The 26091-nt window shown below is 43.0% G+C and carries 24 protein-coding genes, 2 pseudogenes and 1 riboswitch; of the genes and pseudogenes, 11 read left to right on the top strand and 15 right to left on the bottom strand.

The annotated features are described in order from the left end of the window. Window positions 1–128: 128 nt before the first annotated feature. Window positions 129–602, top strand: a pseudogene (locus tag FTV48_RS11505) (IS5 family transposase); the annotation flags it as partial. Between the two features lie 132 nt (window positions 603–734). On the opposite strand, the gene FTV48_RS11500 reads toward FTV48_RS11505, so the two are convergent. The 6 genes from FTV48_RS11500 to FTV48_RS11475 all read right to left on the bottom strand — a co-directional run bounded on the left by FTV48_RS11500 (window position 735) and on the right by FTV48_RS11475 (window position 6702). Further along, a complete protein-coding gene (locus FTV48_RS11500; RefSeq protein WP_005097055.1) occupies window positions 735–1313 on the bottom strand; it encodes a transglycosylase SLT domain-containing protein in 579 nt (192 codons plus the stop codon). A gap of 211 nt (window positions 1314–1524) precedes the next feature. Beyond that, a complete protein-coding gene (locus FTV48_RS11495; RefSeq protein WP_100328563.1) occupies window positions 1525–2013 on the bottom strand; it encodes a GNAT family N-acetyltransferase in 489 nt (162 codons plus the stop codon). Window positions 2014–2102: 89 nt separating this feature from the next. Continuing rightward, complete coding sequence (locus tag FTV48_RS11490) at window positions 2103–3302, bottom strand: acyl-CoA dehydrogenase family protein (RefSeq protein WP_100357641.1); 1200 nt, start codon at window positions 3300–3302, stop codon at window positions 2103–2105. A 22-nt stretch (window positions 3303–3324) separates the two neighbouring features. Beyond that, window positions 3325–4620, bottom strand: coding sequence for an acyl-CoA dehydrogenase family protein (locus FTV48_RS11485; RefSeq protein WP_074382715.1), 1296 nt, complete (start codon window positions 4618–4620; stop codon window positions 3325–3327). Between the two features lie 239 nt (window positions 4621–4859). Then, window positions 4860–6233: an AarF/ABC1/UbiB kinase family protein gene (locus tag FTV48_RS11480; RefSeq protein WP_180000412.1), complete on the bottom strand. Its 1374-nt coding sequence runs from the start codon at window positions 6231–6233 to the stop codon at window positions 4860–4862. A gap of 160 nt (window positions 6234–6393) precedes the next feature. Further along, window positions 6394–6702: a hypothetical protein gene (locus FTV48_RS11475; RefSeq protein WP_100328566.1), complete on the bottom strand. Its 309-nt coding sequence runs from the start codon at window positions 6700–6702 to the stop codon at window positions 6394–6396. Window positions 6703–6901: 199 nt separating this feature from the next. Here FTV48_RS11475 and FTV48_RS11470 point away from each other — a divergent pair, with 199 nt between their 5' ends. From FTV48_RS11470 to FTV48_RS11445, 6 genes are all read left to right on the top strand, one after another. After that, complete coding sequence (locus FTV48_RS11470; protein WP_005097047.1) at window positions 6902–7288, top strand: hypothetical protein; 387 nt, start codon at window positions 6902–6904, stop codon at window positions 7286–7288. A gap of 204 nt (window positions 7289–7492) precedes the next feature. Beyond that, entirely contained in the window at window positions 7493–8503 is a 1011-nt protein-coding gene (gene prmB / locus FTV48_RS11465) for a 50S ribosomal protein L3 N(5)-glutamine methyltransferase (RefSeq protein ID WP_100328972.1), read from the top strand. A 13-nt stretch (window positions 8504–8516) separates the two neighbouring features. Beyond that, the gene (aroC, locus tag FTV48_RS11460) at window positions 8517–9611 is read left to right on the top strand and encodes a chorismate synthase (RefSeq protein ID WP_005170683.1); all 1095 of its coding nucleotides are present in this window, start codon (window positions 8517–8519) and stop codon (window positions 9609–9611) included. A 68-nt stretch (window positions 9612–9679) separates the two neighbouring features. Then, complete coding sequence (locus FTV48_RS11455; protein WP_180000410.1) at window positions 9680–10198, top strand: GNAT family N-acetyltransferase; 519 nt, start codon at window positions 9680–9682, stop codon at window positions 10196–10198. Window positions 10199–10325: 127 nt separating this feature from the next. Next, window positions 10326–11234, top strand: a complete 909-nt coding sequence (locus FTV48_RS11450; protein ID WP_074382720.1) for an AEC family transporter — start codon at window positions 10326–10328, stop codon at window positions 11232–11234. A 330-nt stretch (window positions 11235–11564) separates the two neighbouring features. Continuing rightward, window positions 11565–11652: riboswitch (glycine riboswitch) on the top strand. A 135-nt stretch (window positions 11653–11787) separates the two neighbouring features. After that, the gene (locus FTV48_RS11445) at window positions 11788–13032 is read left to right on the top strand and encodes a D-amino acid dehydrogenase (RefSeq protein WP_180000409.1); all 1245 of its coding nucleotides are present in this window, start codon (window positions 11788–11790) and stop codon (window positions 13030–13032) included. Window positions 13033–13116: 84 nt separating this feature from the next. Here the strand turns inward: FTV48_RS11445 and FTV48_RS11440 are convergent, their stop codons facing one another. Then, window positions 13117–13770, bottom strand: a complete 654-nt coding sequence (locus tag FTV48_RS11440) for a hypothetical protein (RefSeq protein WP_005097039.1) — start codon at window positions 13768–13770, stop codon at window positions 13117–13119. A gap of 100 nt (window positions 13771–13870) precedes the next feature. On the opposite strand from FTV48_RS11440, the gene ispF reads away from it, so the two are divergent. Further along, complete coding sequence (ispF, locus tag FTV48_RS11435; RefSeq protein ID WP_180000407.1) at window positions 13871–14359, top strand: 2-C-methyl-D-erythritol 2,4-cyclodiphosphate synthase; 489 nt, start codon at window positions 13871–13873, stop codon at window positions 14357–14359. A 2-nt stretch (window positions 14360–14361) separates the two neighbouring features. Here ispF and FTV48_RS11430 read toward each other — a convergent pair whose 3' ends face one another. From FTV48_RS11430 to FTV48_RS11420, 3 genes are all read right to left on the bottom strand, one after another. After that, the gene (locus FTV48_RS11430; RefSeq protein ID WP_180000405.1) at window positions 14362–14886 is read right to left on the bottom strand and encodes a protein tyrosine phosphatase family protein; all 525 of its coding nucleotides are present in this window, start codon (window positions 14884–14886) and stop codon (window positions 14362–14364) included. A gap of 63 nt (window positions 14887–14949) precedes the next feature. Further along, window positions 14950–16041 (bottom strand): 3-deoxy-7-phosphoheptulonate synthase, encoded by a 1092-nt coding sequence (locus tag FTV48_RS11425; protein WP_180000403.1) that lies wholly within the window; start codon window positions 16039–16041, stop codon window positions 14950–14952. Window positions 16042–16168: 127 nt separating this feature from the next. Beyond that, window positions 16169–17059 carry a sulfite exporter TauE/SafE family protein gene (locus FTV48_RS11420; RefSeq protein WP_005097034.1) on the bottom strand — a complete coding sequence of 297 codons (891 nt, stop codon included), beginning with the start codon at window positions 17057–17059 and terminating at the stop codon, window positions 16169–16171. A 389-nt stretch (window positions 17060–17448) separates the two neighbouring features. Between FTV48_RS11420 and lpxB the strand changes: the two genes are divergently transcribed. Further along, window positions 17449–18621, top strand: a complete 1173-nt coding sequence (lpxB, locus tag FTV48_RS11415; protein ID WP_005097031.1) for a lipid-A-disaccharide synthase — start codon at window positions 17449–17451, stop codon at window positions 18619–18621. A 15-nt stretch (window positions 18622–18636) separates the two neighbouring features. Here lpxB and FTV48_RS11410 read toward each other — a convergent pair whose 3' ends face one another. Continuing rightward, window positions 18637–19560 carry an AraC family transcriptional regulator gene (locus FTV48_RS11410; protein WP_180000401.1) on the bottom strand — a complete coding sequence of 308 codons (924 nt, stop codon included), beginning with the start codon at window positions 19558–19560 and terminating at the stop codon, window positions 18637–18639. Between the two features lie 187 nt (window positions 19561–19747). On the opposite strand from FTV48_RS11410, the gene FTV48_RS11405 reads away from it, so the two are divergent. Then, a complete protein-coding gene (locus FTV48_RS11405) occupies window positions 19748–20965 on the top strand; it encodes an alkane 1-monooxygenase (RefSeq protein WP_005170714.1) in 1218 nt (405 codons plus the stop codon). A gap of 375 nt (window positions 20966–21340) precedes the next feature. Here FTV48_RS11405 and FTV48_RS11400 read toward each other — a convergent pair whose 3' ends face one another. Beyond that, window positions 21341–23128, bottom strand: coding sequence for an acyl-CoA dehydrogenase (locus FTV48_RS11400; RefSeq protein ID WP_180000399.1), 1788 nt, complete (start codon window positions 23126–23128; stop codon window positions 21341–21343). A gap of 114 nt (window positions 23129–23242) precedes the next feature. Here FTV48_RS11400 and FTV48_RS11395 point away from each other — a divergent pair, with 114 nt between their 5' ends. Then, window positions 23243–24223: a GlxA family transcriptional regulator gene (locus FTV48_RS11395; protein ID WP_180000397.1), complete on the top strand. Its 981-nt coding sequence runs from the start codon at window positions 23243–23245 to the stop codon at window positions 24221–24223. Window positions 24224–24229: 6 nt separating this feature from the next. On the opposite strand, the gene FTV48_RS11390 is transcribed toward FTV48_RS11395, so the two are convergent. The 3 genes and pseudogenes from FTV48_RS11390 to FTV48_RS11380 all read right to left on the bottom strand — a co-directional run. Beyond that, entirely contained in the window at window positions 24230–25429 is a 1200-nt protein-coding gene (locus FTV48_RS11390) for an MFS transporter (protein ID WP_005097026.1), read from the bottom strand. Then, window positions 25429–25869, bottom strand: coding sequence for a MarR family winged helix-turn-helix transcriptional regulator (locus FTV48_RS11385; RefSeq protein WP_159138084.1), 441 nt, complete (start codon window positions 25867–25869; stop codon window positions 25429–25431). The genes FTV48_RS11390 and FTV48_RS11385 overlap by 1 nt, the downstream gene beginning before the upstream one ends. 107 nt (window positions 25870–25976) lie before the next feature. Then, a pseudogene (locus tag FTV48_RS11380) lies at window positions 25977–26091 on the bottom strand (IS5/IS1182 family transposase); the annotation flags it as partial.

Here is a 26091-nt window from a genome sequence, read left to right as displayed (position 1 = left end):
TGTACACAGTGCACTGGGTTATGTATCGCCTTTTGAGTTTGAAGCAATGTACTATGATAAGATTAATCCGTTAGGTCAGGTGGCCTAACTTAAATAAAAAAGTCTCCGACAAACCCGGTACGGTTCAAGATGCTAAAACCCTGCAAATACGTGCAGTACAACTCACCACAAATGATGTCAGCGACTCACAAGTACTCGAAGATTTACTTGCTCAAATTTCCTTGGATGAAAAAATTGATTCTGTTTATACAGATGGTGCTTATGACACAAAGCACTGCCGAGAAGTCATTTTAGATCGAGATGCATATGCGATCATTCCACCTAGGAAGAATGCAAAGCCTTGGAAAGATCAACAAGCGAGGTCTCTAGAGCGGAACGAATTATTAAAGACAGTCAAACGGCTAGGTAGGTCCCTTTGGAAAAAGTGGTCTGATTATCACCGTCGAAGTTTGGTGGAAACCAAAATGCATTGCATTAAATTATTAGGCGATAAATTAACAGCAAGGAGCTTTCCGAGTCAGGTAAATGAGATCCACGCACGCGTAGCGGTTTTGAATAAATTCACAGAATTAGGTCGCCCGCATACCCAAGTTGTCTCTTAAATTTGGATTACTTAGAGGAGTTCAGCCTTTCAAACCTTTATACAACAAAGCCGAATCAATATAGCCGATAAAAGATGAATCAGTTTAATTTCAGGAGTTTTAAACTGATTCAAGCATTATGTTAAAGATAAATTAAATTACATTCTTCAGATCTTTTTTATGCTGTTTCACTTGTTGTGCATAACGTTTGCCTTGCTTACGCATTTTACGGTTTTTCTCATAGGCAGTCGGACCTACATTATAATAGCCCAGTGCTTTTTCTAAGCTACCACTGGATTCATGATAACGAGAAAGAATATGGCTACCACATGAAATATTTATAGCTTCATTATATAAATCATCACCACAAGTCGCTTGCCAATATCTTGGCATAATTTGCATGAGGCCAACAGCTCCAGCATGTGAAGCCACCTGGCTACGATAAGTTGACTCCTGACGAATTACGGCTGCTACAAGTAATGGATCCAGACGATTTTTTTCTGCATTCTGAATAATCAAAGGTGAAACGCGAGTTGCTGTGGTTGCTGGAACACCGTAGGCTGTCTGAATTCCTTTAGACAGTTGAGCAGAACGTTTTTCTAAAGAATTGCCGCCGAGAGAAGAACAGGCACTAAATAACACGGTACTTAGACCAAGCAGCCCAATTTTAAAAATTGTGCTATTGAATACTGGTAATAATAAGTTTTTTCTAACAGAAAATTTGCCTAACAACTTTCAGCTTCCATGTATTTTTAAAATTAAACTGATCTTAGGAAGATGTATAAAAATCGTCAAGAAATTATATGATTTGTTTACAAAGTCAAAGTAGATCTACTTGAATCATGGATGATTTATGAAGAGATGATTAAAGAAAAGCCGGTTGGAATAGATATTTATTTAAGGCTTTTCTTGGTGTTATGGATAAGATGAGGATCGACATCGATTAGGCTAGGTTTTTAAGCATCCAGACTTCACAGGCTTGACTATGGCCAGTGTCGCCTTCAGGCCGATCCAGATGCTCAAAACCTAAGTTCTCGTACAGCTTCACCGCTTGCCAAAGATTTTTGGTAGTCTCGAGATAAATCCGTTCAAATTTATGTTGTCGGGCAAAATCAAAGGCCAAATTCAAAATCTGTTTTGCAAAGCCATATCTACGAATGGCTGGTAGGAAATACATTTTCTGTATTTCTAAAATATTGTGATCACCTTGTAGTGGAGCAATACCACCACCGCCATAGACCTGATCCTGTTCATCAACAATGACCCAATAGGCAGAATTTGGCTGTTGATATACGTCATACAGGTGATCCAGGATTGAATCACCTACAGCGAAACCGGACTCCGCTGCCAGACCAAACTCCATGGAAACGTCACGAATAATCTTGGCAATTTGAGCATTATCTTGAGGCTGAATGGGACGAATAGAATACATAGCACATGACATAAAAGAAGATGGAATTTTTATAGTCCGAAAACTTTAAAAAAGCCATCTTTTTCGTTCAATTTTCCTTCGATAAAGTTTTATTTTAGCTCACTCGAAGATTTACCCAGTTCGCGTCGGGCGATAATCAGTTGCTGAATCTGCTGGGTACCTTCAAAAATATCCAGAATCTTGGAATCACGTGCCCATTTTTCTAACAGTTCAGTTTCGTTATAGCCTACCGCAGCTGCCAATTCTACACATTTTAAGGCGATTTCATTCCCCATACGTCCAGCTTTGGCCTTTGCAATAGATGCTTCACGTGAATTCGGTTTATGATTATCTGCCATCCACGCCGCTTTGAGCATCAGCAAGCGTGCAGCTTCCCATTCTGCTTCCATGCGATATATTTGTGCAGCGATATTGGAGCTTTGTAAATAGGGCGTGGCATAACTGGAATCCAGTTGATCCTTAAAAATTTCCTTGATACGTTCCAGCGAGGCTTTGGCACAGCCAATTGCCATGGCAGCGACCAATGGCCGAGTATTATCAAAGGTTTCCATTACACCGGCAAAGCCCTTTGCAACATCGATTTCTGCATAACCGAGCAAGTTTGCCGCAGGTATTCGACAATTGATCAGGTGAATCGTGGCAGTATCCGAAGCTTTAATTCCTAACTTATGTTCCAGGCGCTCAACCTTCATTCCGGGCGTACCTTTGGTCACCACAAATGATTTAATTGCCGATCGTCCCAGTTTTTTATCTAATGTTGCCCAGACTACGACCGCATCAGCACGTTCCCCAGAGGTCACAAAAATCTTCTCACCATTTAAAATATAGTCATCACCATCTTTGGTCGCAGTGGTGCGAATTGCAGCGGAATCTGAGCCGAAACCAGGTTCGGTAATCGCCATGGCTGCCCAAGTCCCATGAAAACGTTGTCGCTGTTCTTCATTTGCCACCGCTGCAATAGCTGAATTTCCTAAACCTTGACGTGGCATAGACAGCAATAAACCCGTATCGCCATAACACATTTCAATAATACTCAGGGCAGTAGACATATTAATACCATTTTTATTGCTGCTGTCGGTCTCGCCCCGTTTATTCACTGCTGCGCCCGCATTCATACCTTCACTGCCTTGGTTCATACCATCTACGATGGAGGCCAGCATATCCAGCTCTTTAGGATAAGTGTGTTCAGCCTTATCGTATTTACGCGAAATAGGGCGGAGTACATTGAGTGCAACTTCATGCGCTTGATCAATCAGGAGTCTGAATTTTTTTGGATTTTGTAGATTCATGATAGTTCTCTTTATTCTCCGATCAGGCATGTAGGCCAGAATGAACAATCGCAGTGGCTCTGAGGTCTCGATACCATCGTTCGACCGGGTGTTCTTTTGTAAAGCCATGACCACCCAAAATCTGCACGCCATCTGTACCGATTTTCATGGATTTTTCTGCGCAGAGTAAACGTGCCAGATAAGCTTCACGATGAAAAGGTTGGCCGGATTCAGCCAGACTGGCAGCATTGAAAATCAGCATCTGCATGGCATCAATTTCAATCGCCATATCGGCAATCATAAAAGCGACACTCTGACGATGGGAAATGGGCTCGCCAAAGGCAGTCCGTTCATTGGCATATTGTATGCAGTATTTTTTCACGGCTTCACAAGTGCCGACGGCCATGGCACACCACATCAAATTGCCTAAATCAACGAAAGTATGATAATCGAAATCATCATCACCCAAACGCTGCGCTGGTGTATTTTTAAATTGAAGTGTGACGCTTTCAGTTGCTTTTAGACCCATGGCAGGGGATTTTTTTGCAGTAATGCTATGGTCACGTTGTACCACAAAGACCTCAGGTGTTCCGTCTAGATCGGCACTGACCAGATAAAGATCCGCATTTTCTCCGAGCATGACCAAGGTCTTTTCACCGCTAATCAGATAATGCGCCTGATGAGCAATCGCTTGAGTTTTTAGTTGATACGGATTAAATGCGGCGGTTTCTTCCTGTACCGCAAAGCTTGCTTTCAGCTCTGGATTTTCTGCGAAAGCACCAAGATATTTTGCCTGAATCTGCTCTGAACCCCAGCGGGTAATGGCATTGATCACACTAAAGCTAGACAGTAAACCGGCAGTCAAACTGAAATCCCCGCGAGCCAAATGTTGTGCAATTAAAATATTACTGACAATATTCTGTTCGCAGGCGATACCCCCTAAAGCTTCGGGCAAGGCATAGAAATTCAGACCGAGATCGGTGTTATATTGCCACAGTTCATACGGAAATATTTCCTGCTGATCGGCAGCATGCGCCAATGGATAAAGTACCTCTTGAGCAAATTTCTGCATCGCATCGCAGGTCAGTTGCTGTTCTACAGACAGGTTTAGATCAAACAGTGCTTTAGATTGAGGGGGGAGACGCTGTTTTTGAATGTTCTGGCCAGATTTCAGGATTTTCTGGGTTTGACTCAGGGTTTTAAATCCTGCTTTGGAACTTTGATACAGGGATTTTTCTATAAATTTACGCAGCTTTAATTGATCTAATATTTCGCTACCCGCAATTTTGGTCAGCATGGACAAGCCAAATCCTTGAGCTTTGTTCACCATATTATTCATTTTGATTATCCTATGGGTGTTGTCACGTTATTTTATTCATGCTGACATGCACGCCAAGAAAAAACCATGTCATCGCTGACATGAATGATTGACAATTTTTAAGTTATTAAAAGTTAATAGATGGTAAGCTAAGTTTATGAAAATATAATTAAAAACAAGAAAAGAGAAAATTATTTTTGAATAAAAATTGACCCGGATGACAAAATCATCCGGGTTTCTATGTAGCGTCTATTAGGGTATCAAAGGTAATTTTTGATCATGGCACGCACATTGGTTTTGGCATCAATCACGGTCATAAAGGTATATGCACCGATGAATTTACGACTAATAAACATAAATTCCTTGGGTGGAACACTGAAATAACGCGAAGCCATAGATCTTGAAGCCTGTTGCATGACACGGCTATGCAATTGGCTTTTTTTCCAGTCATAACGATTATGTTGATCCATCACATTAGCTGGCAGCTCCTGATTATTCAATGGTGAGCTAAAAGCCTCAGTGGCCAGTAAAAAGACCTTGGCCATATCCGGCTTGATGCTTTGCGGAATTGAATCAAAAAACTCATAACCGGTCATGGCTTTGACCATCATGTCTGAGTCGTGATGATAACCGGCCTGAATCAGATTTCGCGCGACGCTGAGCAAATGCTGGTCAAACTGACGGATGGCACCAAAGTCGAGCAGGACAATCTTGTCAGGAATATCTTCGCCATTGCCCAGACGAACCAGATAATTCCCAAAGTTCGGATCGGTCTGCATTTCACCCCATTCAAAAATTTCACGTACGGCAATTTCTAACGATGCTTCACCCAACTGGTTGCGGCGTTCTTGTGGCAGAGACAACATTACTGGGCTATTGATCGGCACACCGCGTTCGAAAGTCATGCACAGCACGCGATCAGAGCTATACTCATCAATAATCGTCGGCACGATATAGCGCGGATCGTCTTTTAAACGTGCAGCAAAACGCCGTGTGGTATCTGCTTCAATCTGATAGTCCACTTCACGATGCATCATCTCACGGACTTCATCGAACCACTGGTCAAACTCGCGGGTTTGCGGCACCAGACGCGTCAGTTTGAGCATGTTTTTAAACAGGCTCATATCCGAATCAATGGCTTCTGCCACACCGGGATACTGAATTTTTAAGACCAGTTCCATGCCATCAGATTTGCGGGTGGCGCGATGGACTTGGGCTAAAGATGCAGTGCCCAAAGGCTCATGATCAATGGTGAGATCATTCAGCTTTGCACCGAGCTGCTGCTGTAATTGTGTCTTGATCGCTGGCCAAGCCAGTGCCACGGTCTGGTTGTTGAGCGTATTTAAAGCCTGTGTGACTTCTTCTGGCAAAAAGTGTTCGCCATACAGCGCCATCATCTGGCCGATTTTAACGATTGAACCTTTGAGCTTACCAATTTCTGCAACCAGATAATCCGCCTGCTCTTTCATGGCCTTTTTACGTTTCTTTTCTTTTTCTTCTTCACTCGAAAATATGGAGCCTGCACTGGAAGCCGCCCAACGCGTGCCTGCCAGCAAGGATGCCTTTGCGATCGATAAGCGTCGATCCATAGAGGAGGTTTTCAGTTGTTTAAGCTTATCGTTCTGATCTGACATGTAAACTCAATCCTTTCATCATCAGCATGAAGCAGAATAAATCATTGTAGGGGATATTAGCGCTTCTGCACGTATTAAAAAAGTTTAAGCCGCTGAATTCATAGTAAAAGCTAGGCAAGCTTTCATTTATTCACCAGCCTGTATCAGTTTAGACAGGGCATTATGCCATTTGAAATTGGATTTTTAATTCAGATCGTTGTTGTAACTGTTGTTTATTTGTTTGAATATGTTGATGAATCAGGTGCTGGACACTGTCGTGCATAAAGCCCAAAGCATAGCCTTTTACAATCACAATACTCGGCAAACCAAAAAACAGATATTTGGCATCGTCCAGTGTGGCACTCCTAAATACACCATGCTGGATTAAAGTTGACTGCAAAAATACCTTTTCTTGCTGCACCTGACCGGAAACCTGGTCATTCCAGTAATTTTGGCGCATCGCCATAAGATTATTGTGCTTATAGCTCATAGGACCGGGCTCGTTTGAAGATTTAATTCGGATTATATGTGGGTGATAGGCCCGTTTTCAATTGCACAACTGTTTAATTTGCTGCCGGAGAAATACATAGGATTTTTGCAAGGACTGCGTTAATATTCATGGATAATTTAAACAATATTGATTGTTAAACATTTATTGGAATTATACCAGTTTAGGTAAAGGGGATTTTATGCGTCTTGCATGGTTTTTGGTTGCAGTTTTTGCGGGTAGTGCAGTTCAGACTCAGGCTGCTGTAGGATATTCCAAGGAATATTCGCAGTGTATGAACTTTAGTTATGGTAATACCGCTAAAGCAGAGAAATGCCTAAAGAAAGAGCTGAAACTACATAACAAACGTCTGAAGAAAAGCTATAAAAATTATCTAAAGCTGAATCCGAATCAGACCGCGGCCATCCGCAGTCAGCATGTGCTTTGGGAACGTAAACTGTCGCAGCAATGTAATTTAAGAGTGTCTGGGAAATATGCCAAACAGCAACAAGGTCAATGTATGCTGGCCTTGATTATGGATCAGGCAAATCTTTATCAATCCCGCTCTTATGCACCAGGTTCACGATAAATCACCACATGAGACATAGCTTGAATCGTCTGAACTTGTTCTGAAAAAACTAGAATGACAGGTTGAGGATTGGGTAAAAAAACACGAATTTTATCATTTTTATGAGCCTAGAGAATTCGTGTTTTTCATACTTTTAGCATTATAAAAGCAGGCAAAACAAGGTATCATAAGGCGTTTAAAAAAATGACCTTGGAGACGCCCTACGTGGATCGACCGACTATTAGCCCTGAACATATTCAGGAAGCCGCTGAAAACCTAAGCACAATTCGTGATTTTATCCGCTTTGGTGTGACAGCATTACGTCAATATGATGCGCACTTAGGCCAAGGTACAGAAGATTATTTTGCTGAAAGTTCAGCATTGGTATTACAAAGCATGTCATTGGAATGGAAAGCGGATGCTGAAATTCTCGAGGCAAAATTACTCCCAAGTGAAAAAGCTGAATTTTTAGCATTGTTGGAGCGCCGTATCAATGAGCGTATGCCAACTTCATATTTATTGAATTTAGCCTACTTTGACGATAAACCTTATTACGTGGATGAGCGTGTACTGATTCCACGTTCACCGATTGCTGAACTGATTCAAAATCGTTTTGCACCTTACTGCCTGGATGAAAATTATCAGGCGCGTGAAGGTGTAAACAATCTACCTGAAAATCCAGATCCAAAAATGCCTCGCCGTATTTTAGATATGTGTACAGGTTCAGGTTGTATCGCGATTGCTCTGGCTTATGCTTTTCCGGAAGCCGAAGTCGATGCCACTGATTTATCTAAGGATGCTTTAGAAGTAGCACAAATTAACTGTGAACATCATAACCAACAGTTTAATGTGGCCTTGCTTGAGTCTGACCTGTTCGAAAAAATTCCTGCTGAAAATCAATATGATTTAATCGTATCGAACCCACCATATGTGGATGCAGAAGATATGGCTGATCTTCCCGATGAGTTCCATCACGAACCTGAAATGGCATTGGCTGCGGGTCAGGATGGTTTGGATCTTGTACGTAAAATGTTGGCACAAGCGGCAGATTACCTGACTGAAGACGGTCTTATTGTCATTGAAGTCGGTAACTCGGAATGGGCGATGAAACAGAACTTCAATTCAGTCGATTTCTACTGGTTACAATTCCAGAAAGGTGGTTCAGGTATCTTTGCACTCACTGCACAGCAATGCCGTACTTACCGCGATTTATTCATTCAGTCTATTCAAGCATAAGGAGTCGTGTGACATGGCAGGTAATAGTATAGGGCAACTGTTCCGTGTGACGACTTGTGGTGAATCTCACGGTGTGGGCCTGATGGCCATCGTTGATGGGGTTCCACCGGGTATTGAGCTGTGTGAAGCCGATTTGCAAAAAGATTTGGACCGTCGTAAGCCGGGTACATCGAAATTTGCCACCCAGCGTAAAGAGCCGGATGAAGTAGAAATTATTTCTGGTGTGTTTGAGGGTAAAACCACTGGAACATCGATCGGGCTCTTGATTCGTAATACGGATCAGAAATCGAAAGATTATGGCAATATCGCGCAAACTTTCCGTCCGGGTCATGCAGACTATACCTATACCCAGAAGTACGGTTTCCGTGATTATCGTGGTGGTGGCCGCTCAAGCGCGCGTGAAACAGCGATGCGTGTGGCAGCGGGTGCCATTGCCAAGAAATTCCTGTTAGAGAAATTTGGCATTGAAATTCGTGGCCATGTCACACAAATTGGTACTGAAAAAGCAGAAAAACTGGACTGGGATGAAGTACCAAACAATCCATTCTTCTGTGGCGATGTGGATGCCGTGTCACGTTTTGAAGCGCTCGTGACTTCACTACGTGAACAAGGCACCAGCTGCGGTGCAAAACTTGAAATTATTGCGTCTAAAGTACCTGTGGGTTGGGGTGAACCGGTCTTCGATCGTTTAGATGCAGATATTGCGCATGCCATGATGTCGATTAACGCGGTCAAAGGCGTTGAAATTGGCGATGGTTTTGGCGTCGCTGAGCAATTTGGTCATGAAACACGTGATGAGTTAACAACAGACGGTTTTCTGGCAAACCATGCCGGTGGTATTTTAGGCGGTATTTCTAGTGGTCAGGACATTCGTGTCGCGATTGCACTGAAACCAACGGCTTCAATCACTACTCCGGGTAAAACCATTAATATCGATCGTGAAGATACAGACGTGTTGACCAAAGGCCGTCATGATCCTTGCGTGGGCGTGCGTGCGACACCAATTGCAGAAGCGATGCTGGCGATTGTGCTGATGGATCACTTTATGCGTCATCGTGCGCAAAATGCCGATGTAGTTACGCCTTTTGAGCCGATTGAACCAAAATAATTCGCTTTTCATCTGAAGCGGATACGATTAGAGTCAGACTTCGGTCTGGCTTTTTTTATATTTATATAATGAAAAATAACAATATTCGCTTGGCAAAAACTACAGATATCCAGAACATTGTTGTATTGATCAATACAGCTTATCGTTCCAATCGTGGCTGGACACATGAACATAAGATGGTTGCTGGTCAACGGATTAATTGTGATCAGGTAATGATTCTCTTGGCACAGACCAATGTTAAGCTTTTTGTATTAGAGAATCATGATCAGATCATTGGCTGTATTGGGCTGACTGAATTCGATGACTCTATCGAAATTGGAAGTTTTGCCATTGATCCAGACCAACAAAACTCGGGTTATGGAAAGCAGTTACTAGATTTTGCCGAGTTTTATATTATTGATACGTATCAGAAGAAAGTGATTCGAATGTCAGTATTGAATGTCCGTACAGAATTGATTGCTTATTATGAGCGCCGGGGCTATCTATTGACTGAAAAAATTGAAGCATATCCACTAGATCAAAATGTCGGAGAGCCTTTGATTCCGTTACATTTACTGATTTTAGAAAAAATGATCAGATCAATATAATGAGTTGATGAAAGTTCAAGCTTTTTATCCCTTAAATTAAGTAGTGAAACAGCCACTAAATATGCTAGTTTTTGTGCACCGTCTAAAGGGTATTGAAAAATAGACAGGAAACAGACCAGGATGGCACATGCTGCAAATTATTTTAACTTCTTTATTTCCTCTTATTGGCTTGATCAGCTTTGGCTATTTGCTTAAGCATGGGCAATGGTTGAGTGAAGACTTTTGGCGCGGTGCAGAAAAGTTAAATTATTATGCACTATTTCCAGTGATGTTATTTTTAAATCTGGCCACTGCCAAGATTCAGATGAATGTGATTCAGGATGTGGTACTGGTGGTATTTAGTATCATGATCGTGGTCAGTATCGCACTGTATATCTTGCGCCATATGTACCAGATATCTTATGCGCGTTTTGGCGTCTATGTTCAGGGCTTGTTGCGCTTCAATACCTATATCGGACTTGCAGCGGTCAGTAGCTTATTTCATCAGCAGGGCATGACCATCTTCGCTGTGATCATGGTGTTGTGTATTCCTTTGGTGAATATCTTGTCGGTGCTGGCATTTACCCGCAGTCACGATATGCAGCTGAAAAAAATCATTCTGGATTTATCTAAAAATCCATTAATTTTAGGCTGTATTGTGGGTGGTGTGTTTAATCTTTCCGGTTTGGCACTCTGGGCCGGAGCAGAGCAATTTCTTAAACAGATTGCACTATGCAGTTTGCCACTCGGTCTGATGTGTGTAGGAGCAGCCTTAAAGTTTCAGGGCTTTCAGCGAGATGTATTGCCACTCAGTCTGATGACCTTTGGTCGCCTGTTTGGAATGCCGCTGATTGCATTTTTAGTCTGTAAAATTTTCCAGATTGATGCATTCACCACGCAAGTATTGGTATTGTTCTTTGCCTTACCTACCGCCTCAGCGTCTTATGTGTTAACCCGGGTATATGGCGGCGATAGCCAGTTAATGGCGAGCATTATTAGTGTACAAACCGTCGTAGCGGCGGGAAGCTTAATATTGGTACTTTCCTGGATTATTTAAAATTCCTTGATTCTCAAATAGATGATATAAGATCTAAATCCTGAATTTAAACTCTCTATGCTTTGAACCATTAAAATAGCCTAAGCAATAAAGGTTCTATTTAAGCGCCAAAATCAAATCAATCCTAAAATCTTATAAAGTTTAGAATCTGTTGTATCTCGCTGAATAGAGCAAAAGTGAAATCTAAAAATTTGGTAGATGGGCAATATCAGTCAGCAGCAATAACTCAGTTTAATTCGGAACAGTAATTACAAATTGATTCACGTGAACTCACATAAATAAAAACTGTCTTATTGAATAAAATGGTATATAAATTGCTCATGATAATAAAACATTATTGCAGGAGAGAAATGCTTCTGCATTCGCCGAAGGAGCAAGTTCCCAGGAAACTCTCAGGCAAAAGGACTGTGATAATGGATAAAAACTCTGGAGAGAAGTGTTCAATCACTCACCGAAGGGGAAGGTGCTCGCATTGATGTGCAATGCAGCGACCGAAGCTCTCAGGTACACATGACAGATGGGAAAAGACATCAATATAATCAAGGAGGTGTCTATGCGTCATGTCGTGGTGATTGGGGCGGGTATTACTGGGGTAACCACAGCGTATGAGCTTGCTTTGGCAGGCTATCAGGTGACTGTGATAGATCGACATCTCTATCCGGCCATGGAAACTTCTTTTGCCAATGGCGGCCAGCTTTCAGCCTGTAATGCCGAAGTATGGAACCAGAAAGCTACGGTACTCAAAGGTATCAAATGGATGTCTCAAAAAACTGCACCACTTTTGCTCAATCCTTCTTTTAGTGTGCATAAATATAGTTGGCTCATGGAATTTTTGGGAAATATCAAACATTATGAAGCCAATACCCGAGAGACTGTACGTTTGGCTTTATTGGCCAGAGCACGTTTGTATGAAATTGCCCAAACAGAACAGATTGATTTTGATCTGGAAAAACGCGGCATTTTACATTTTTATCATAACAAGACGGATTACGATGTCGCGATCAAGGTCAATGACCTGTTGTGTAGCGGCGGACTGGAGCGCAATGCCATTTCCAATGCGGAAATCAAGCAGATCGAACCTGCATTAACAGGCGATTACTATGCCGGATTTTACTGCCAGAGCGATGCGACCGGAGATATTCATAAATTCAGTACAGGACTGGCCAAAGCTTGCATGCAAAAAGGCGTGAAATTTGAATTTGGCCAAGATGTCTTTGCCGTCGATCATCAGGCTCAACATATTCGGGTGAAATGCAAACCCAGTACTGAAAATGTACATCATTCTACAGATGACATTCTGGAAATTAATGCAGATGCCATTGTGGTGTGTGCGGGTGTGGGCAGTTATCAATTGGCCGAGATTTTAGGGGAACGAGTCAATGTTTATCCGGTCAAAGGCTATTCAATTACCGTGCAGCTGAATGATGAACAGAGCCAAAACAATGCACCATGGGTCAGCTTGTTGGATGAAAGTGCCAAAATTGTCTTGTCACGTCTGGGTAAGGATCGTTTACGAGTCGCAGGAACCGCCGAGTTTAATGGCTATAACCGGGATATTCGTGCAGACCGGATTCAACCACTGATTGACTGGAGCAATCGTAACTTTGATCTGTGTACCGAGCATGTCGTACCTTGGGCAGGTTTACGCCCGATGATGCCAAATATGATGCCTGTGGTGCGCCGTGGTAAACATGAGCGGGTATTTTATAATACCGGCCATGGTCATCTGGGCTGGACCTTGTCGGCTGCGACGGCTGCACTGATTAGCAAGGAAATTGCTCAATACTATCCTGCTTAAATTGATAGCCAGCATGCGGGCTATTTTTTACATCAAATTTCTCATTTTATATAAGGTTAAGTGTTTAATATTTTTTAAATTGAATCAATCATATAAGCGATAAACCCCAGTAAAACGTTCACAACCTTTTTGCTGAGTGTTGACGGCTAGAATCGCTTTACTATAGTTAAACTCATAGCGGCAGTCATTTTCATTATCCATGATCTGTTCTTTTGCTGCAGGCGTGGTGTAGGCTAAAAATGGAACAGTCTGCGTTTCGGCCCGGTTATTGGGATTGCGATAGGCCAGACCTTCAATCTTGATGCGGTCTTTAGTCAGTTGATGAATCTTGATATGCACAGGCTGTTTGGCCATTTGTCCCTGCTCGAACTTAATATAATGCTGAGTTAGGCTTTGATTCAGTGAAATATAGATATTTAAATCATCGAGGCGCCATTCAAACTGCTGTTTAAAACAATCTAGGGTTTTGCATTGCTGTAACCGATTTGCCCATAACTGTTGGGTGTCTTGCAATAAGCGAACGGGGGCATCAGTAATTAAAAAAGCGGTCAAGTATTGGTCAGCGAGTTTTTCCCGAGCTTCGGACAGCGCTACTGAGCAGACTTTATTCATGGCCGCTGTTTTTTTGCTGTCGTTGTTACAGTCGAGTGGGTTCGCTGAACTACCCGCAGATATCATCCCCAGGCCGAGCATCAGGCCAATTATTTTCAACATATTTATATCAGTTTTCAGTAGCATGATCGCTTATACTTTCACTGTGTTACGCTTGGTCTAACTATAGCGAAATAGAAAGCAAGTGTACAAGATTTCAATGGGCTATTTCTAAAGGATGTATAAGGTGATCGCACAAATTCGTATTGGTCAGGGTCTGGATGTGCATGCATTTGAAGAAGGTGATTTTGTTACTTTGGCAGGCATTCAAATTCCGCATACGCACGGTCTGAAAGCACATTCGGATGGTGATGTGATTCTGCATGCACTATGTGATGCTTTGTTAGGTGCATTGGCGCTGGGAGATATTGGCCAGCATTTCCCGGATACAGATCCGAACTTTAAAGGTGCGGACAGCCGTGTATTGTTGAAGCATGTTTATCAGTTAATTCTGGATCGTGGCTATCAGCTGAACAATGCCGATATTACGGTCGCCTGTGAACGTCCGAAACTGGCCAAACACAATCTGGCCATGCGTCAAAGTATCGCAGATGTGCTCAATGTCGATGTCACTCAAATCAGTATTAAAGCCACTACCACTGAGCAGCTCGGTTTTACCGGTCGTCAGGAAGGTATTTTATCTATGGCAACCGTGCTGTTGAGCCATAATAAATAGGCTCAGACAAAATAATTTGGATTAATCAGGGATCGTTCCAGTTCCTGGGTTGCTTTACGGCCTTGCAGCTGTAGGGCAACTGCATGCATGAGACCTGTCCAGGTTTCATTCGGTTCCCAGATTTGATGCAAATGTTCATGCGCCGTAGGAAGATCCACGTCCATATAGTATTGACGATATAAATACATCAGACAGCTGACATGATAGTTTTGTGAACAGTGTACCCAGACCATCTGTTCCTTAATCAGGTGATTGATCAGCTCGAGTACCAGTAAACATTGATTGTCTGAAGGGGTTTCCCATGAAATCGGTAACTGGATATAGTTCAGGCCCAGCTCAAGGCAAATTTTATCTTCATGTGGCAGATATTGGTCGTTATCTGTTAATGCCACATTGATGACCGTAGACACACCGTATTCTTTAATCAGCTGCAGCTGCTCAGTTGTCGGTTGACCGGATGTAAATAAATGGTCATGTATAAACTGAAAATTATCAATCTGGCTTAATGCTGTTTCAATATGATTCATCAGATAAAATTTCCTTGTTCAGAAATGCAAACGCCATCTTGGCGATGGCGTTTGTCAGATCATTTAACGATTAGCTAAAGTATCTTTTAATGCCTCATGCATGTCGAGTAAGACTTTTTCAGTCGTTTCCCAGTCGATACAGCCATCAGTGACTGATTGGCCATACTCCATATCACAAAGGTTCGTAGGAATGTCCTGACGACCGCCTTTAAGATGACTTTCTACCATAATACCAACAATTGACTTGTTTCCATCAAGAATTTGTTCTGAAATGTTTTTAAGTACAAGTGGTTGCAGGTACGGGTCTTTGTTTGAGTTGGCGTGGCTGGCATCAATCATGATCTTGGTGCTGACTTTGGCCTTGGCCAACGCCGCTTCTGCATCTGCCACTGAGCCTGCATCGTAGTTCGGTTTGCCATTACCGCCACGTAGTACCACGTGAGCATAAGGGTTACCTGAAGTACGAATCACAGCCACCTGACCTTGATCATTTAGACCGAGGAAGCTGTGACCATGTTTGACCGATTGCATCGCATTGGTTGCCACGGTTAAACCGCCGTCCGTCCCGTTTTTAAAGCCGACTGGTGAAGACAGACCTGAAGACATTTCACGATGCGTCTGGCTTTCAGTCGTACGTGCACCAATTGCAGACCATGAAATCAGGTCTTGATAATACTGCGGTGAGTTCGGATCAAGTGCTTCAGTGGCACATGGTAAACCTATTTCATTCAGTTCAAGTAACAGCTTACGACCGATACGCAGACCTTTTTCGATATTGAACGAGTCGTTCATATCCGGATCGTTGATCAGGCCTTTCCAGCCCACTGTGGTACGTGGTTTTTCAAAATAAACCCGCATCACGATGTATAAGCTGTCTTTAACTTTTTCGCTTAACACTTTTAAGCGTTCAGCATATTCGTGTGCAGCCGCAGGATCATGAATAGAACAGGGGCCGATGACAACGAACAGGCGTTTGTCTTCACCATCCAGGATTTTACGAATCGTTTCACGACCATGCAGTACGGTTTGATAAGCAGTTTCAGTCAAAGGTAATTCTGCTTTAAGCTCAGCAGGGGTTACCAAAGGAATCATGCTGTGGATATTCACGTCATCAATATCTGATGCTGAAATGGGATTTGACTGTTGTGTATTCATTGCCGTCACTGGTTCGATCATAGAAAAGGTTGTTTAATAGCCCGAATATAACATGAATGATGCGTCACTTTGTTATAAAAAAGATGAATACTTCTTTGAAAAAAAAGTGATGAATCGCATAGTTAAATTAAACGGACTGGGAATTCTGGCTCATGACGACCATCGCTGTTTCGGCAGGTTGAGCCGGTTTTGATTTTACAGGGTTAAGCATGAAATTCAGGCCGAGCCCAAATAAGGTAATGCCTAAAATTTTGCGAATCAGTTTTTCTGGCATCCGTGAACTGAGTAAAGTGCCGACAATAATCGCTGGAATAGAACCCACCAATAACCACATGAGCAGCATGAAATCGACATTGCCTGATGACATATGCCCCAAGCCTGCAACCAGCGTCAGTAACACCGCATGCACCACGTCTGAGCCAATGATACGAATCATCGGCAGATTCGGAAACATCACCACTAAAGCCATGATGCCAAATGCACCTGCACCGACTGAAGATAAGGTGACAAAAATACCCAAGATAACGCCCATAATCATGATGGCGATGCGCTTTTCCTTGGCTTGCAGTTTTACTTTTTCCAGATCCTGCGTCATATCTGGCAGTTCTTGTTTTCGGTATTTGTTGAAAAGATTTTCGATCTGGGTGCGAAACAGAATAGACAAGCCGGTAATGGTCAGCATAAAGCCCAATACCATGGTCAGGACGGCCTTGTAATGTGTCGATTGGCTTAAATAGTTGTCGAGTACCCAATGCGTGGCAAAAGATGCTGGAATACTGCCTACTGCCAGCCAGATCACAATTGGCCAGACAATATTCATTTTTTTGGCATGCACAAAAGAACCGCAGAATTTTGAAATCGCGGCATAGAGCAGATCCGTACCAATTGCAATGTGGGGTTCAATCCGGAATAGGCTGATCAGAATGGGTGTCATCAATGAGCCACCACCGACACCGGTTACTCCAACACAAAAACCTACCAACACACCTGCTAAAATAAACTCAATCGGACCAAACATGCATATATGCCAAAATCAAAAAACGTGGATATCTTATGACTTTTGGATATAAGTCGTTGTCTTGATTATTGATTTACTTATGCATAAAAAAGATAAAGCACTGGGCTTAAAATTAAATGAAGTTTCATGTTCATCCTCGCTATAGAAAATAACGTGAAAGACCGGTCACTTATTTTAAAGGACACTTTGATCTGCCTGAAAATGAAGATGAATCAGGAAAACCACTTCAATAGAAAAAATCATCAGGGAAGATTAAGAGTAGGCTAAGTAATTCTAAAGCATACCTTTCTTAAAATATAAGATGCTCACTGCTTATTCAGGCATAAACCCAGCTTTATGTTAGAATTACGATTAAATACAGTTCAATACGGATCTGAGAGGGAACTCACTTGCTAAATCGAAAACTAAAAATTGGAATCGTGGTCGGTGAGGTCTCTGGAGATACGCTTGGCGCAAAGTTGATTCGCTGTTTTCGTGAGCAAGGGATTGATGCCGAATTTGAAGGCATCGGTGGTCCACAAATGATCGCAGAAGGCTTTAAAAGCTATTATCCGATGGATGTTTTATCGGTGATGGGCATTGTTGAAGTTCTCAAGGATATTAAAAAACTCTTTGCTGTACGTGATGGGCTGGTCGAAACTTGGACTAAAAACCCTGTCGATATTTTTATTGGTATAGATGCACCTGATTTTAACCTGCGCCTGTCGAAAACCATTAAACAAAAACAGTTGCCGATTAAGACCGTGCAATATGTCAGTCCTTCGGTCTGGGCATGGCGTCAGGGACGTGTGCATGGTATTAAGGCCAACATTGATCTGGTGCTGTGTTTATTCCCATTCGAAAAAACCTTCTTTAAAAAATGGGATGTGCCAGCCGCTTTTGTGGGTCATCCTCTGGCCAGTCAGTTGCCGCTTGAAAATCCGATTATCGATGCTAAACAAGAACTGAATCTTGATCCGAATCAGAAGCATATTGCACTATTACCGGGAAGTCGCCGCGGTGAGATTGAACGTTTGGGGCCTTTGGTTCTGGATGCAGCCAAGATTCTGCATCAGAAATATCCGGACTATACTTTCCTGATTCCGGCAATTAATGAGGCGCGCAAGCAACAGATAGAACGCTTGCTGGTGACTTATCCTGAAAGTCTAAAGATTCAAATCCGCTTAATGGAAAACAGCGGTACCGAGTCAAAAATCGGCCGTCAGGTCATGAATGCATCCAATATTATTGCGCTGGCGTCAGGTACTGCGACATTGGAAGCGATGTTATTACATCGTCCGATGGTGACTTTCTATAAGCTGAATTGGTTGACTTATCATGTGGTGAAATTTCTCATCAAAATTCCTTATTATTCGCTACCAAATATCATTGCCGGCAAAAAAGTCATTCAGGAGCTGATTCAAGCCGATGCTACGCCTGAAAAGCTGGCGGCTGAAATTGAAAAACTAATGAATATTGAAACTGCACAAATTCAGGTGATGCAGCATATCACCATGCATAAGCAGCTATTGTCTGGTAATAGCGAAGACCCGGTCAAAGCCGTGCTCGCGCTAATCCAGTAATTTGACGTTATTGTTCTAACAATTCAGCCGGTACTGGGTGGGCGTCTGTTCAAACTGTTTTTTAAAACTTTGACTGAAGGCTGTCTCGGATGAATAACCGACCAAATAAGCAATTTGCTGAATGCTGAATCCGCTATTTCGCAAATATTGTGCCGCCAGTCGCAGGCGATGCTGTTGTAAATAAGCCAGTGGCGGCTCACCAACAATCTGGGTAAAGAGCTGGGCAAATTTGGAACGTGACATATGACATTGCTCAGCCAGACTTTCTACGGTCCAGAACTGCTCAGGTTTGCCATGAATTGCAGCCAGTGCATTGGACAGTTCCGGATGCGAGAGCGCATTCAGCCAGCTCGAGGCATTTTCCAGATTTAAAATATAATCCCGCACACATTCAATCAGTAAAATACTGACCAGATGATCCAGAATCTTGTCACGTCCCGGCCGCATCTGCTGGGTTTCCAGCGCCAGAAACTGCAAACCGACCTGTAACCATTCCGGTGCGGTGTCGCCCAGAATATGCTGAATATGCAGGTATTTAGGTAAGGCACTTAGTAGAGGTTTTGCCATCTGCATATCCAGACTGGAACGAAGGGTGAGCATGAAGCTGTGTGCTGCTGAACTCTCCCGATTAAGATCAACACATTGCTGTGCATGGGTCTGGAAATAAGCATTAATTGAACGATGCTCAGAAAAATCGGCACTGCCGGGGCAAGAAATGCGATGGGCAGAACCTGCGGGTAAGAGTACCAGATCACCTTGTTGCAGCTCGAGCCGATCACCATTCATGAACCTTAATTGCGCCTGTCCCTGTAACAGGATATAAGCCAGCATAAAAGGCTCATGCTGATAGTCAAAGCCGCTCGGATGAAACACATTCAGATAAAGATATTCAGATTTTGCCAAATGAATATCATCAAAAATTTTACTCAAAGCATCCATGCCTAACTCTATTCTTCTATTTATTTCACTTAATTGACTATAAATTTTTTAACTTTTTGATTTTAGGCCAGAATTTGGCTGCATGTGCCAAAGACGCTGACATAGGTTTTCTGGACGTTGAATACTGTTCGCTGTTGCTGAAATATTCAACTATAAGTGCAGAGTAACATAAAAAAGGAAGCTCGCAATGAATGCCCCTGCACAAATCCAGAAAGCGCAGTTTACGCAGGAAGCGTCAGCACTAAAAGGTGTAAAGCTGGATAAAAAACGTTTTGGCTGGTTGCTCAGCCCAGGTTTGCCTGTGATCGGAATGGGAATTTTGGCCGGTTATCATTTTGGCCCCAAAGCGACTAAAAAAGTCTTTGCTTTGGGCGGGCCTTTATTATTGCATGTGATTATTCCGACTCTGGATGCCCTGATTGGCGATGATGCCAACAATCCGAATGACGAACAGATTCAGGCGCTGGTCAAAGATCCGTATTATGACCGGATTGTAAAAGCCTTTATTCCCTTGCAAATGGCAGCCAACGCTTTTGCCGGCTATGTGGTGACACGTCCAAATGTATCGATACTGGATCAGCTCTTATTGGGAGTTTCCATGGGTGCGATTAACGGCATTGCGGTCAATACGGCACATGAACTGAGTCATCGTCCGCAGAAAAAAGACCATTACTGGTCGCATGCCAGCCTGATGCCTTTGGCCTATAATCATTTCCGTATTGAACATCCTTATGGGCATCATAAACGGGTGGCAACGCCAGAAGATCCAGCATCTTCACAAATGGGCGAGTCTTTTTACCGTTTCTGGCCACGCACTGTGTTTGGCGGATTAAAGTCAGCGATCCAGATTGAAAAGAAACGTCTGGAACGTAAAGGATTGAAATTTTTAAGCAAGGAAAATGAACTGTTTCATGGCTGGGCGATGAGTGCAGGCTACCATGCCTTGATGCTAAGTGCTTATGGTAAAAAGCTCATTCCTTATACACTGACTCAGGCCTTTTATGGGGTAACTCTGTTTGAAATCGTCAATTATATTGAACATTATGGTTTGAAACGCACAGAAAAAGATGATGGCAGTTATGAACGGACCTTGCCTGAACATAGCTGGAATAATAACAATATTGTGACCAATCTGTTTTTGTACCAGTTGCAGCGCCATTCAGACCATCATGCCTTTCCAAGCCGCCCATTTCAGGCACTGCGACATTTTGATGAAGCACCCGAATTACCCAGTGGTTATGCCACCATGTTGATTCCGGCTTTAATTCCGCCGTTATGGTACAAAATGATGGACCAACGGGTCTATCAGCATTATCAGGGTGACCTGACTAAGGCCAATATTCATCCAGGCAAACGTGAGAAAATTTTTAAAAAGTTTGGACTTATTTTAAGTACTGAAGCATAAACCTAGTTTTAAATAAAAAATGCGCTTCTTACAGCTAATGCCAGTCAGTTAAGGAATTGACTGGCATTTTCTTTTTCAAATTCATGATTATATCTGATAGATAAAAAAGTCATCCGCAACTGTTTGAGGCAGGACTACATTTAAAAATGATTGTTTCTGCGACAAATTTACTAGTCGATGGTGGCTGACGAGTTTTGCGGATGACAAATGCCTTTGGTTACTTTGGGCGAAACCAAAGTAACAAATAATTTACAAGAATTTGATTTATAACATTAATACTCCGCATTGAATGACTAAAAATTAAAGAGTCTGTTTCTAAACTCCTTAACTGATCAGCATTACTTCTTACAGCGCATTTTTATTTAGCTATGAACCTTAAAACCAGTCAGCTTGCATATTCCTGCAGCTATCATCAAAGTTCATCAGTAACTTGGCCTGATGTTCAATTTCAGGCAATTCCCAACGGATAAAATATTGGGCTGCCTGAAACTTGCCCGCCAAAAAGTCCTGATCTTCTTTTTGATCGGAATTGCCAAATTTAAGTTGTGCCTGCTGCGCCATGTCTAAGCAGAGCCAGGCAATCATGGTTTTTCCCATCATGTCTAAATAAAGCCCAGAGTTGGCTAATGCTTCATTGATTTGGCCTTGATGCAGAGCCTGACCTAAAACCTGGGTGGTTTTTTGCACGGTAGCCAGATGTTGTTGAAAGCTTTCTGCCAGTGCGACTAACTTGGGATTCTGAATCTCAGACAACGTATGCTGGATGCGTTGCATCAACAGGCTGAGTCCCTTGCCATTGTGCTGCCAGAGTTTACGCCCAAGCAAATCCAGGGACTGAATACCATACGTGCCTTCATGAATCGGATTGAGGCGGTTATCGCGGTAGCATTGTTCGACCGGATAATCACGGGTATAACCCGCGCCGCCCAAAACCTGAATCGCCAGATCATTGGCTTTTGGGCCATAGGCTGAAGGGAAGGATTTGACCACTGGAGTGATCAGATCAAGCAAGAGGGCACTGTCCTCATCATGTGCTGCCTGATGTTCATCAATCAGACGCGCCGCAAATAAACACAGGGCCAGTGATCCTTCGACATAAGCTTTTTGTGCCAGCAGCATACGTTTGACATCACTATGCTCAATAATATTGACCGGTTTGGAATCAGGCGATTTTTCATGTGCAAGACGACCTTGCGGACGGTTTTTGGCATAGTTTAAGGATTCCAGATAACCGCGATAGCCAATCATGGCTGCGCCCAAGCCTACGCCGACACGCGCCTCATTCATCATTTTAAACATATATTTTAAGCCATGACCTGCTTCACCAATCAAATAGCCTAAGCAAGCATCATTTTCGCCAAAGCTTAAAACCGTTGAAGTCGTTCCTCTATAACCCATTTTGTGCAGTAAACCAGCCAGCTGTACATCATTGGATTCACCTATAGAGCCATCTGGATTGGTTTTAAATTTCGGCACAATGAACAGGGAAATACCTTTGACCCCTTGCGGTGCATCCTGAATCCGCGCCAGAACCAGATGAATAATATTTTCGGTAATATCCTGATCACCACCAGAAATAAACATTTTCTGGCCTTTAATGTTATAAGTTCCATCTGCCAGAGGAATAGCTTTGGTCGTTAGATCACCCAGAGAAGAACCGACATTCGGCTCGGTCATGGCCATAGTGCCGGCAAAGCGGCCGCTCAACATATGCGGTAAAAATAGCTGTTTTTGTTCCGGTGAAGCAAAGGCTTGAATCAGATTTGCCGCCGCCGCAGTCAGAAAAGAATAGGCAACAGTTGAAGGATTGGCCGCCATAAAATAGGCATTGCAGGCCATATTTAATAAAGTCGGGAGTTGCATACCGCCATGTTCATAATCATGCTGGGCACAGAGCAGGCCGGCCTCGGCAAACTGCTGCCACGCCGTTTTGACTTCAGCAATGGTTTTGACCTGCTTCCCATCAAAGCTCGGTTCATGCTGATCGGCTTTGGCATTATGCGGGGCAAAGTAATCGGTCGCGATACCCTTGGCTGTATCTAAAATACTGTCAAAGGTATTTTTATCATGCTCCTGATAACGTTCCAGTTTTGTCAGAGCTTCAAGTTTGAAGACATCATAAAGTAGAAAATTAAGATCTTTATCATTTATTAGCTGGGTCACGGTACTGTCCTGAATGTAAAATCCTTGAGATAGCGCCAAGACTAACAGTTGCTTTTATTTAGCAGGATTGTCAATAATGACATCAAACAGGTAAAAAATGACAATGAGATCAAGATGCAGCGAGTTGTAGTTTTGGGTTTTGATGGCGCTCTGGCTTCTGCCATTACCGGTGTCGTCGATTTATTTGCCATGGCCGGTGTGAGCTGGAACCGCATTCAGCAGCAGGATGTACAGCGCCTGTTTAAAGTCAGTATTGCCAGTCCGGATGGACAACCGATTCGTTGTATTAATGGTCTGGAATTACAGGCACATTGTTCCTATCAAGAGATTCAAACTGCAGATATTGTGGTGGTGCCAACTATAGCTGCACCGATTCAGGATGTATTGCAACAAAACCCTGAGCTGATCCGGTTTCTAAAATCTGCTCATGCAGATTCGACCTTAATTGCTGGAAATTGCACCGGAAATTTCTTTCTGGCAGAAGCCGGTATTTTAGATAATCGCGTGGCAACGACGCATTGGGGCTTTCAAGATATTTTCCGGACGTATTATCCGCAGGTCAAATTGAATGCCGATCTGATGATTAGCCGCGACCAGAATATCTATTGCGCGGGTGGTGGCCTGGCCTGGTTCGACTTAGGTTTGCATCTGATTGAACGTTTTTATGGCTTTGAGGTGGCCATGCAATCGGCCAAATCTTTTGTGATTGATTATCGACGCGATAGCCAGCTGTCTTATTCCTTACTCAAGATTGGACAACCGCATCATGATGAACTGGTGCAAAATGTCCAGAACTGGCTGGAGCAGCATTTTCATGAGTCTTTTAGCTTGGATGATATCGCAACACGTTTTAATGTCACCACGCGTACCTTGATTCGCCATTTTAAACAGGCACTGGACTTGCCGCCGAATCAGTATCTGCAAGCGATCCGGATTGAAGCTGCACGCAAACGTCTGGAAGAAACCGATCAGGCGGTGGATGTGATCATGCAAAATATTGGTTATCAGGACCCAAGTTCATTTCGCCGTTTATTTCATAGAAAAACTGGCTTGACGCCGTTGGAATATCGGCGCCGCTTTAGCCGTCGCTTTTAGAAGTGTTTAATAAGAAGGTTGTATTTCCCCCGCTTTACGGCCATGCAACAGGTAATACCAGATCAGACAGCTGATGGTCAGTACAGCAGAGTACAGGTAAAGCTGACGATAACCGATCTGATCCAGAAGCATGCCGAGGAAATAAGGTCCAAAACCCAAACCTGCATCTAGCGCAATAAAGAAGGTTGAAGTCGCCAGCCCCATACGCTGCAAACTGGTACTTTTTACCGCAATGGTCTGACAGACGGACTGGAGATTACCAAAGCCAAAACCAAGCAGTGCGGCGCTGGCCAATAACATCGTAGCATTATGGGCCTGACTGAGTAATAAAATTCCTAAGGCCATAATCACAATGGCCGGATAGATGATGATGTTTTCACCTTTACGATCCATTAGCGGGCCGGTAAATGGACGTGAAAGCAAAATCGCAATGGCATACATCAGAAAGAAAAAAGAAGCCGTTTCGACTAAATTAATCTCTTTGGCATAGAAATGAATAAAAGATAAGACGCCGGAATAGCAGGTTGCCACAATCAGAACAATCATCGAAATCGGCAAAGCCTTGGGTTCAATATATTGCGCCAGTCTGCTAGATGATTGATTTTCTATATGATTGACTGGATTCGTTATTTTAATCTGTGGCGGCTGAATAAACAGGCTGCAAATCAGGCAGCTGAGTGCGACTACACTGGTAAAAACAAAAATCACCTGATAGTTAAAATTTGACATTAGCCAGATGCCTAAGAAGGGGCCAATCGCCGTGCCAAGTGTGCTGCTCATACTAAAATAACCAATGCCTTCACCACGTCGAGTCGCAGGAATGGTCTGGGCAATCACGGTGCCTAATACCGTTGAGGCCACACCCATCATAAAACCGTGCATCAGACGGATGCCCAGTAAAATTTCCAGCTTGGCCGGAATCAGATAGAGGCCAGAAAAAAGCAGAAAACCTGTCAGACCGGCCACAAGCGTAATTTTTAGGCCCAAACGGTTTAGCAGTTTCCCGATAATAAGACGGCCGAATAAGGTACCGACAATAAACAAGCCAGAAACCAGCCCTGCCTGTGCCGTGGTTGCACCTAATTCTGCTACCGAGTAGCCGACAATCACAATCACCAGCAAATAAAACACCAGCACCAACTGGAAATTCACCAGACTGATCAAAATAAAATTGGGAGTCCATAAAGGCGTTTGTTCTTGGCTCATTAAAGTCGATCCTGCGAAGCGGGTTGTAACTGCTGAATGAGCTGCATCAAGATATTTTTACTACTTTCAATATCATCTGAGGCAATTTGCTCAAGCAACTGCTTTTCAAATGCCTCAATCTGTGTGGAACCCAGGGCAAAAGTCTCGACTCCTTGCTCACTCAGTGTGAATAGCTTCTGACGCTTGTCTGCAGTTTCGAGTTGGCTAATTAGACCGAGTTCCACTAAATTCTGGATACGTTTACTGATGCTGGGTTTAGATACGTTCAAATAATGAGAAATATTCATCAGGGTACATTGCTGATGCGTCTGAATCACATACAGCACTTGCCATAAGGAATAATTTAACTGTGAAGATAATAAAATCGTATTGATTTCATCACTGAGTAACCGTGCACAACGTAATAACAAGGCGCGAAATGGAAGAGAGGCAGAAGGCATATAGTTAACCTGGCTAACTAATTTAGAGCCGATTTACGCCTATTTGGGGGATTACACAAGTGGTCACCGTTCAATTAAATATTCACTTGCATATTTAGGGTGTGTCCTCATTTGGCTTTGCACCAAATAAATATACAGGCTATACGAATCATAGATTTATAATTGCGTGCCAGTTTATCAAATCGAGTTGCAATAGCACGGAAATGTTTTAATCTCGCAAAA

Origin of the sequence: Acinetobacter sp. YH18001 (genome assembly GCF_013416975.1) — a bacterium.
Taxonomy (GTDB): Bacteria; Pseudomonadota; Gammaproteobacteria; order Pseudomonadales; family Moraxellaceae; genus Acinetobacter; species Acinetobacter pseudolwoffii.
The sequence above is the reverse complement of the archived record's forward strand: the minus strand, read 5'-3'. Positions and strand labels throughout refer to the sequence as shown.

Excerpts from the sequence above, each read along its gene's own strand:
- FTV48_RS11495 (WP_100328563.1), bottom strand. The coding sequence starts at position 2,013 with ATGTATTCTATTCGTCCCATTCAGCCTCAAGATAATGCTCAAATTGCC.
- FTV48_RS11490 (WP_100357641.1), bottom strand. The coding sequence starts at position 3,302 with ATGAATCTACAAAATCCAAAAAAATTCAGACTCCTGATTGATCAAGCG.
- FTV48_RS11485 (WP_074382715.1), bottom strand. The coding sequence starts at position 4,620 with ATGAATAATATGGTGAACAAAGCTCAAGGATTTGGCTTGTCCATGCTG.
- FTV48_RS11480 (WP_180000412.1), bottom strand. The coding sequence starts at position 6,233 with ATGTCAGATCAGAACGATAAGCTTAAACAACTGAAAACCTCCTCTATG.
- FTV48_RS11475 (WP_100328566.1), bottom strand. The coding sequence starts at position 6,702 with ATGAGCTATAAGCACAATAATCTTATGGCGATGCGCCAAAATTACTGG.
- FTV48_RS11470 (WP_005097047.1), top strand. The coding sequence starts at position 6,902 with ATGCGTCTTGCATGGTTTTTGGTTGCAGTTTTTGCGGGTAGTGCAGTT.
- aroC (WP_005170683.1), top strand. The coding sequence starts at position 8,517 with ATGGCAGGTAATAGTATAGGGCAACTGTTCCGTGTGACGACTTGTGGT.
- FTV48_RS11455 (WP_180000410.1), top strand. The coding sequence starts at position 9,680 with ATGAAAAATAACAATATTCGCTTGGCAAAAACTACAGATATCCAGAAC.
- FTV48_RS11450 (WP_074382720.1), top strand. The coding sequence starts at position 10,326 with ATGCTGCAAATTATTTTAACTTCTTTATTTCCTCTTATTGGCTTGATC.
- FTV48_RS11445 (WP_180000409.1), top strand. The coding sequence starts at position 11,788 with ATGCGTCATGTCGTGGTGATTGGGGCGGGTATTACTGGGGTAACCACA.
- FTV48_RS11440 (WP_005097039.1), bottom strand. The coding sequence starts at position 13,770 with ATGCTACTGAAAACTGATATAAATATGTTGAAAATAATTGGCCTGATG.
- FTV48_RS11430 (WP_180000405.1), bottom strand. The coding sequence starts at position 14,886 with ATGAATCATATTGAAACAGCATTAAGCCAGATTGATAATTTTCAGTTT.
- FTV48_RS11425 (WP_180000403.1), bottom strand. The coding sequence starts at position 16,041 with ATGAATACACAACAGTCAAATCCCATTTCAGCATCAGATATTGATGAC.
- FTV48_RS11420 (WP_005097034.1), bottom strand. The coding sequence starts at position 17,059 with ATGTTTGGTCCGATTGAGTTTATTTTAGCAGGTGTGTTGGTAGGTTTT.
- FTV48_RS11410 (WP_180000401.1), bottom strand. The coding sequence starts at position 19,560 with ATGGATGCTTTGAGTAAAATTTTTGATGATATTCATTTGGCAAAATCT.
- FTV48_RS11405 (WP_005170714.1), top strand. The coding sequence starts at position 19,748 with ATGAATGCCCCTGCACAAATCCAGAAAGCGCAGTTTACGCAGGAAGCG.
- FTV48_RS11395 (WP_180000397.1), top strand. The coding sequence starts at position 23,243 with ATGCAGCGAGTTGTAGTTTTGGGTTTTGATGGCGCTCTGGCTTCTGCC.
- FTV48_RS11390 (WP_005097026.1), bottom strand. The coding sequence starts at position 25,429 with ATGAGCCAAGAACAAACGCCTTTATGGACTCCCAATTTTATTTTGATC.
- FTV48_RS11385 (WP_159138084.1), bottom strand. The coding sequence starts at position 25,869 with ATGCCTTCTGCCTCTCTTCCATTTCGCGCCTTGTTATTACGTTGTGCA.